This is a genomic window from Bartonella sp. AA89HNZF (assembly GCF_042196905.1).
Lineage (GTDB): Bacteria > Pseudomonadota > Alphaproteobacteria > Rhizobiales > Rhizobiaceae > Bartonella.
Window position 1 is genome coordinate 1 of sequence record NZ_JBHIRD010000037.1, and the last position, 6955, is coordinate 6955.

5 protein-coding genes and 4 pseudogenes are annotated in these 6955 nt (G+C 42.0%); 3 read left to right on the forward strand and 6 right to left on the reverse strand.

Annotation, left to right across the window (positions count from 1 at the left end):
- Positions 1-36: 36 nt before the first annotated feature.
- From ACFIN0_RS09185 to ACFIN0_RS09210, 6 genes and pseudogenes are all read right to left on the reverse strand, one after another.
- A pseudogene (locus tag ACFIN0_RS09185) lies at positions 37-1011 on the reverse strand (DUF3987 domain-containing protein); the annotation flags it as partial.
- A 181-nt stretch (positions 1012-1192) separates the two neighbouring features.
- Positions 1193-1465 carry a type II toxin-antitoxin system RelE/ParE family toxin gene (locus ACFIN0_RS09190; RefSeq protein ID WP_375610964.1) on the reverse strand — a complete coding sequence of 91 codons (273 nt, stop codon included), beginning with the start codon at positions 1463-1465 and terminating at the stop codon, positions 1193-1195.
- Positions 1462-1752, reverse strand: a complete 291-nt coding sequence (locus tag ACFIN0_RS09195) for a CopG family ribbon-helix-helix protein (protein WP_375610963.1) — start codon at positions 1750-1752, stop codon at positions 1462-1464. Before ACFIN0_RS09195 ends, ACFIN0_RS09190 begins: the two co-directional genes overlap by 4 nt.
- A 111-nt stretch (positions 1753-1863) precedes the next feature.
- Positions 1864-2550 (reverse strand): annotated as a pseudogene (locus tag ACFIN0_RS09200) (virulence-associated protein E); the annotation flags it as partial.
- Positions 2551-2648: 98 nt separating this feature from the next.
- Positions 2649-2849, reverse strand: a complete 201-nt coding sequence (locus ACFIN0_RS09205) for an AlpA family transcriptional regulator (RefSeq protein WP_011180791.1) — start codon at positions 2847-2849, stop codon at positions 2649-2651.
- Positions 2850-3056: 207 nt separating this feature from the next.
- Positions 3057-4223, reverse strand: coding sequence for a tyrosine-type recombinase/integrase (locus ACFIN0_RS09210; RefSeq protein ID WP_375612608.1), 1167 nt, complete (start codon positions 4221-4223; stop codon positions 3057-3059).
- A gap of 177 nt (positions 4224-4400) precedes the next feature.
- Here ACFIN0_RS09210 and ACFIN0_RS09215 point away from each other — a divergent pair.
- The 3 genes and pseudogenes from ACFIN0_RS09215 to ACFIN0_RS09225 form a co-directional block, all read left to right on the forward strand.
- Positions 4401-4598, forward strand: a pseudogene (locus ACFIN0_RS09215) (phage tail protein); the annotation flags it as partial.
- 9 nt (positions 4599-4607) lie between these two features.
- Positions 4608-4841, forward strand: a complete 234-nt coding sequence (locus ACFIN0_RS09220) for a hypothetical protein (RefSeq protein WP_375702387.1) — start codon at positions 4608-4610, stop codon at positions 4839-4841.
- Positions 4842-4862: 21 nt separating this feature from the next.
- Positions 4863-6955, forward strand: a pseudogene (locus ACFIN0_RS09225) (hypothetical protein); the annotation flags it as partial.

The window sequence follows — 6955 nt, forward strand, 5'->3', positions numbered from 1 at the left end:
ATATTGTTTAATGTTTTATAAGATTTCCAAATTGCCTCAGTGTGATGTCTTATGACTTTTCACTAAAGGGTGCCATTCATAACGTATGGTAGGTCGACCGCCTTGGGAGTTATTCTCTCCAGAGATTTCACGAATATAGTTACAACGACATAAAAGCTCTAAAGCTTGCTTAACGGTTTGATTGTCTGTTAAATATTTCCAATCACGTTTATAAACATCCCTTGCTGTAAAAACATCGGGTAAACAATCACAACGCTCGACAATTAATTTTGCACGCTCTGCTGTTAATGTATCCCCCGCCGCATAAAGTCTTTTGGCATGACTTAACAGATAACTTGTCCAACGCAACGCTGTTGTGATGGCATAGAGTCCAATTTCTAAACGACCAGTGTCAAGAAGTTCAAAAATCAACGCAAGACTTGCTATGGTCTTTGGCATTTTTAAAAGATGCGATTGTAAGCTTTCTGAGTAACTACCTCCTTTTGCCTCTTTATGAAGATGCTCTAACCATTCATAAAACTTCACTTGTGCTTCAGCAGAAAAACGCATGATCAGTGGTTGTTCGGGAGAACCTAAGCGTTTATCACGAAAAGAGCGAAATACCCCTTCATACTTTTGCCAGACCTCTTGATTGGGCGGTTTATCAACCAATTGCCACTCTTTATTGTCATCGGGCCAGACAATCATTTGAAAGCGTTGCAATAAACCGTCATCGTTTATTCCACGGTGTATGGCTTGAATGAGCGGAATAATGCGTGAAGGTTGAATGCCTCCAATCATGGATAAAGTGACATAAGGGATAAAAATGGTTCCACGCTCTATACGGTCATAAGTAAATTGATCATCGCCATTAAAAGCTGTTAAATAAAAGGCGCGGTCTGATTGATATTCCTTTCTTTCTAGATTGGCTAAAAAGCCAGCCAATTCATCACGCACCATTAAGAGACCACGGGGGTTTTCTTTTAAGAGTTCCCCAAGCTTTTCAACGGTCACATCATTGACGATAAAACGTCATTTACCAAGAGTATCATCATTATTTTTACGAGTAGAAACTAAGCGGTGTGCAAAGTGCATTATGCAATCATATTCGCAATATTATAAAAATAGTAATCTATCATTACTTACTGATACGGAGCGCAGTATTGTAGAAAATAATTTGCTTCAATTAGCAAATAAATAAAAATACAGTTGATTAAGGAAATTTTTTCTTTGTATGGAGCACACGTAAAATACGCACAACGCCATTTGAAATATCATAAATCATGATATAATTTGGATGTACAATAAGTTCACGTGTATTTACAATTCGTCCTAAACGACCAAGGGTAGGAAATTTAACAAGTTTTTCTACTTTTTCAGATAAAAGTTGATCAAACTTTAAGGCAGCGGAAGGATTATCTTGTGATATGTATTCACGTATCTTTTTGCGGTCAACGTGTGCTACTTGTGTCCAAATTAGCTTCATAAAGTTGATCTATCTAGTTTACTTTGTGTCTTTAAGCGCCATTCTTTTGCTTCTGCTTCGATTTCTTCAGAAGACATTATATCACTTGCATTAGCAGAATTTATCCCTAATTGAACTTGTTCCCGAAACCATAAATCGTATGCACTTTTTTCTTTTTGTTCTTTTACGATATCGCGCATATAATCGCGCAATAATTGTGCACCAGATCTATCACACGCCTTTGCTGCTTTGGAAAATTCATTTTTTAATACATCATCGACGCGAAAGGTAAATGTTGTCTCAGCCATTTTACGACCACTTAATGTGTTACAAAGTAGTTCTAATGTAATGTATTTTTACTGTTTCTTCAATAGGTACTATTAGAATAGATATTTTATATCTATTTTGCATTTTCATAGGGTTGAAAGAGAAGCCCATAAATCAACGGGCTCTGTTAACAACCCAGACAGCAGAGCCAGACCGGTTTCAATGCCCTCACAAATGACCAGATGTTTTGGATTGGCTTGACTTAAATGCACCCCACCACCCGTGATAGAACCCAACATGGCTTTAGCTGGTTTTTGATCTGTTTTGCAGCCATTGTTTTTTAAAAAGGTTCTATGAATGGCAAAGGAGCCAGCCCCCTTAACAAGAGCAATCAACGCGGGCAATGTACCCCCAGAGGGGTGTAGACATTTGTCGTAAAAGCGTAAATCAGCAGGCAAATCACACATGATCCCCCGCATGCGTAAATAGGTTTCTGCTAAAGTATTTTTGATTGGTTGGCTTTGTTGCCAAATTGCTTTTGCTCTCTCTGCTTTCTGTTTTACTCGTTTGAGATCAGCACAAAACTGTTTTGAGAAAGAGAGCGTGTGAGCATAAGCTTGTTTTCCAAGCAAGCCAATTCTAATAAGCGCTTGTATGATCTCTCTAAAAGAGCAGCCAGCATAACAATAGAGCAATAAACGCCCATCATTTCCATTAGAAATAGATAAACTAGGCAGCCTATCATCATGAGCAGGGCAACGGGCTGTTCCATAACGCCCATGCCAAACCCCGCGCAAGGCACGTGTGATACCTTGCGCATTCTTAAAAGAACACATCATTGTAAATCCTATAACGTTGCGTCACAGGACGGATTGTGCTATCTCTAGGGTGATGAGTTTGAGAAAGCCTTGTCCGTCCTTACGTGACAAGGTTTTTTTTATGCCGCGTCACTTTGACGTTGCTGTTTTGCTTGCTCGATGACATTGATAAGATCCGATTGTAACCAACGGGACAAAAAACCAAATTTTAAAGGTTTTGGGAGAGAGCCATTGGTTACATGACGGCGGAATGTTGAGACACTCATATGAAGCAATTTTGCACTTTCACGGTCTGTCAAAAGAATATCATTTTCTGTCATACTAAAATCCTTTCTATCAAAAAATGGTAACAAATCATAACTATTTATTAACCACATTTTGGTTCATTTAGAAAGATGTTTTATTCATAGAAAACAATATTTTATCATATAATTTCTGATGTGATAATTTATGAGTCTTATTGAGAGAGAATGAGAGAGAAGAGAGAGAAAGTTATCCACAGATCATGGGGTTATTCACCCCATATCTTAAGATTGACCCGTGACATAAGCCGCCCATTTATCCATATAAACGCGGCGCTGTTCTAAATAGTCAGTCCGACGATAGGCACGCTCTACTTTACCTCCTACTGTATGACTTAGAATGGTTTCAGCGACCTCATAGGGAGCATCGGTTGTTTCAGCAAGCCAATTGCGTAAACTAGAGCGAAAACCATGCGGGCAGGCTTCAAGTTTATTGTCTCTCATATATTTTGCCATACAATTCTCAGCAAGGGGAGCACGACCGGAAAAAGACAGAATGAAATTACTTTTGGAAATACAACGGGCTTGTTTAATCACTTTTAGCGCTTCAGATGATAGAGGTACGCGAAATTCTGTTGTAGCGTCACGCAAACCTTTCATATTCTCAGCAGGAATAGTCCATACATCATCTTCAATCTGATCTTCACGAATATGACGCAAAGGGTTGGTACGAACGCCTGTCAGGATAAGCAAGCGCAAAGCCAGTTGTGTTATGTTTTGTGTTTTACAGAGTAACTGATAAAAGGCGGGAACATCTTTCCAATCCATTGCAGGTCTATTAGTGGTTTTATGACGTTGTTTACCTAAGAGCGCGCGTGCTTTTTCTGTTGCTTGTAAATCAACATCTAACCCTAATGCAGCCGCATGTTTGAGACAAAGATTAAGACGATTTAGTGCTTTCTCTGCTGTTGCAGCTTTTGTATGCCAGATAGGAGCAAGGGTATTGCGTATCTCTGTTTGTGTAATCTCTGAAACGGGCAGACAGCCCAATTTAGGGAGAATATGAAGGCGTAATGGTAAAAACCAATCACAAGCTTTACCATCTCTTTTTAATTCAGCTTTACGGCTTTCAAAAGCATCTAAAGCAATGTTTTTTAAATAATGAAGATTACGCATTGCCTCACGCTTTTGTTTATCGCGTTCTTTAATGGGGTCACGACCCTCATGTAAAACAGCACGCCATTGGTTTGCCAATTCACGGGCTTTTTTTAAAGAGACATGTCTTAAGGCGCCCAAGCCCATTTCACGGCGCCGACCGTGAATGGTATAACGATAAAGCCATTGAGCACCACCATCTTTACGCTTATGGAGGATCAAGCCGGCACCATCATTATATTTGCCAGCTCCCAATGTTGCGACAGCCCTTGCGTTAAGACGATTCATAAGAACCATTTTCATTCCTTTCTTATACAGTTTTACCCACACGCCAGCCCCGCTTATGCCGTGCAAGCAAATGGGTTTGTTTGATTCAATATAAACAGACTTGAAATGAGAGAATCTTACGTTATTCGAGACTCTCATTCAACATACAAAACAGTGAATTATCATTATAAATCAGTGTGTTGTAGGTTTACAGAAAAAGACAAGCCGCCGCGTTTACCTTGGTTTATCAGGAGCCCCTTTGCTAATTTTTTATATTATTCAACGCCTATAACAGAAGGTCTGAATGACAGAGAGCATCATGAACATCATCTCATGGCAGAGAGGGTTGGTGGTGTTGAAACGCGCCCCGTTAATGTGAGTGTAATTTATGGGATCAAGACATGAGGAGTTGAAATGTCATTAAAACCGTTTGCGATATCAGAGATTAGCGACCCGTCTCAAGTACGGGTCGTTTTGTATTCTGGGGGAGGTTTTGTACATGCGCCGCTTACTGGCGTTTCTGATTTACTGAAAGCCGCTTTGAAAACAGAGCTTGATGGTTCACTGAAAGATTTAGAGAAGCGCTTAGAGACCTTAAGAGAAGAGTTTGAAGATTTGAAAGAGTGTTCATTAGACGAAGTGCTCTGAATGATGTGAGGACGAAAACAGATGAAGATACCCGATCATGAACATGAATATTTGATACCTGTTGCAACGAAAGAGGAAATCAGAGAAGGGACTTCGCAAGACAGCGTTGTTGTTCCGAAGCTTTTAGGGACGGCCTCTTTGTATTCGTATGAAACCTTTGCGCCGTTAGAGCAGGTTGTTAATGCAAGACAAGAGTCGGAAAAAGCCATGGCGCGTGCGAATGGCGCGCAACAGGTTGCAGAAGAGGCGAAAAAAGTATCGGAAAGAGCGCTTAGCGAAGTTACCAAAACGGGTGAAGCGATTACAGCAGTAACAACAACGGCTAATCTTGCAAAAGATACAGCAGATACAGCCAAGGGATTAGCCGAAGAAGCCAAGAGTGCCTCTGATGCCGCCAAGCAAATGGCAGAAGAGGCGAAGGCAGGATTTGATAGAGCTACAGGGGAAATAAGTAGTACGAAAGGTTCATTGGCTACGGCATTGCAAAGTTTTGTAGAGGTCAAGCAGGCAAGTGAGAACGCCGTCCATGTCTCGACAGAAGCAAAGAGATTAGCCGATGAATCGAAATCCATTGCTGAACGTGCAGAACAAACAGCGAGAGATGCTTCCCAAACAGCAACAGAGACGACGCAAGTAGCCGAAACAGCGGTAGCAACGTGTCATGAAGTTAAGACAGTAGCGACACAAGCAAGTATGAAGGCAGATGGAGCCAAACAGACAGCCGCTGATGCGAAGGATATTGCCGAAGAAGCAAAAGGTTTATCGGAACGGGCGACATCTTCTGTTAGAGAACTTACAAAAACAGCGTCTCAAGTACAAACGGCAGTAGAGAAGGCATTAACGGAGTCAAGAGAATCCAAACAGATAGCAGAGTCATCTAAGACACTCTCAGAAGAAGCCAAACAACTTGCAACAGAAGCCCAAAATGCCTCTACCAATGCGCTTACAGAAGCGAATGCAGCGAAGGATAAAGCATCTACAGCGCTTACCTTAGTCAATGATGTCAAGAATATTTCTGAAGAAGTGAAAGGTATTGCAGAAACGGCATTATCGACCGCTACCACAGCTAAACAGGCTGGTGATGAGATCGGGCAAAAAGCTTTAGAAGCGTTAACGAAGTCGAGTGAAGCTAAGAGCACAGCAGAGACGGCAGAAGAGAAAGCCGCAAGAGCGGAAAAGAAGGCGGATGATGCGACAATCACAGCTTCTGAAGCCAAGACTATGGCGCAAGAAGCCAAACAGGCGTTAGAGACATCAACAGCGCAACAAGATGCCTCAGAAGCACTGTCTAAAGCCGCTGAAGCGAAGAAAGTAGCAGATCAGGCAGCAACGTTAGCCAATGAAAGTAAAACGACAGCTGTTGAGGCAAAAGGTTTAGTGGAGGAAGTAAAACAATCGGTAGCGACAGCGACAGAGACAGCAGAGAGTGTAGCTAAGGAAGCCAAAGTAGCATCAGAAAGCGCTGTTACAGTTGCGAATACAGCGAGGAGCACAGCAGAAGAAGCCAAGAATGTAGCGGATAGAGCAACAGAGAAAGTAGAGCAAGCTGTAAGAGAGGCTAGCGATGCGAAATCTAAAGCGGAAAGTTTAAAGACTGTTGCGACTGAAGCGAAATCCACGAGTGAACAAGCAAGTCAAACAGCCTCTAATGCTAAAAGTTTATCAGAAGAAGCAAAGGTTAAAGCAGAAAGTGTAGAGAGAGTTGCGAATGAAGCAAATCAAACAGCGACTTCTTCGAAGAGCGTATCAGAAGAAGCAAAAGAAGAGGCAAGTAATGCCAAAGCGATAGCCTTAGAAGCGAAAAGTGCAGCAGATAGTGCAATAGCGAAAGCGGAGCAAGCCCAACAGAGCACAACAGAAGCCTCTAGAATAGCTTTGGAAGCGAAAGCGGTAGCAGAGTCTGCGGTGCGTTCAGGAGAGACGGCAGGGCAGGTGAGTGGGGAAGCGGTGAAGGGCATAGCACAAGAGGCGAAGCGTAAAGCGGAAGAAGCCGAGAAAATAGCACAAGAAGCCAAACAGACAGCAGGTTATGCCAAACATGATGCGGAGCAAGCGCGTAGTGAGGTGGAAAATGCAAAAAGCACAGCGAATGCAGCGTGGAATAAAGCCCACAA

Excerpts from the sequence above, each read along its gene's own strand:
- ACFIN0_RS09190 (WP_375610964.1), bottom strand. The coding sequence starts at position 1,465 with ATGAAGCTAATTTGGACACAAGTAGCACACGTTGACCGCAAAAAGATA.
- ACFIN0_RS09195 (WP_375610963.1), bottom strand. The coding sequence starts at position 1,752 with ATGGCTGAGACAACATTTACCTTTCGCGTCGATGATGTATTAAAAAAT.
- ACFIN0_RS09205 (WP_011180791.1), bottom strand. The coding sequence starts at position 2,849 with ATGACAGAAAATGATATTCTTTTGACAGACCGTGAAAGTGCAAAATTG.
- ACFIN0_RS09210 (WP_375612608.1), bottom strand. The coding sequence starts at position 4,223 with ATGGTTCTTATGAATCGTCTTAACGCAAGGGCTGTCGCAACATTGGGA.
- ACFIN0_RS09220 (WP_375702387.1), top strand. The coding sequence starts at position 4,608 with ATGTCATTAAAACCGTTTGCGATATCAGAGATTAGCGACCCGTCTCAA.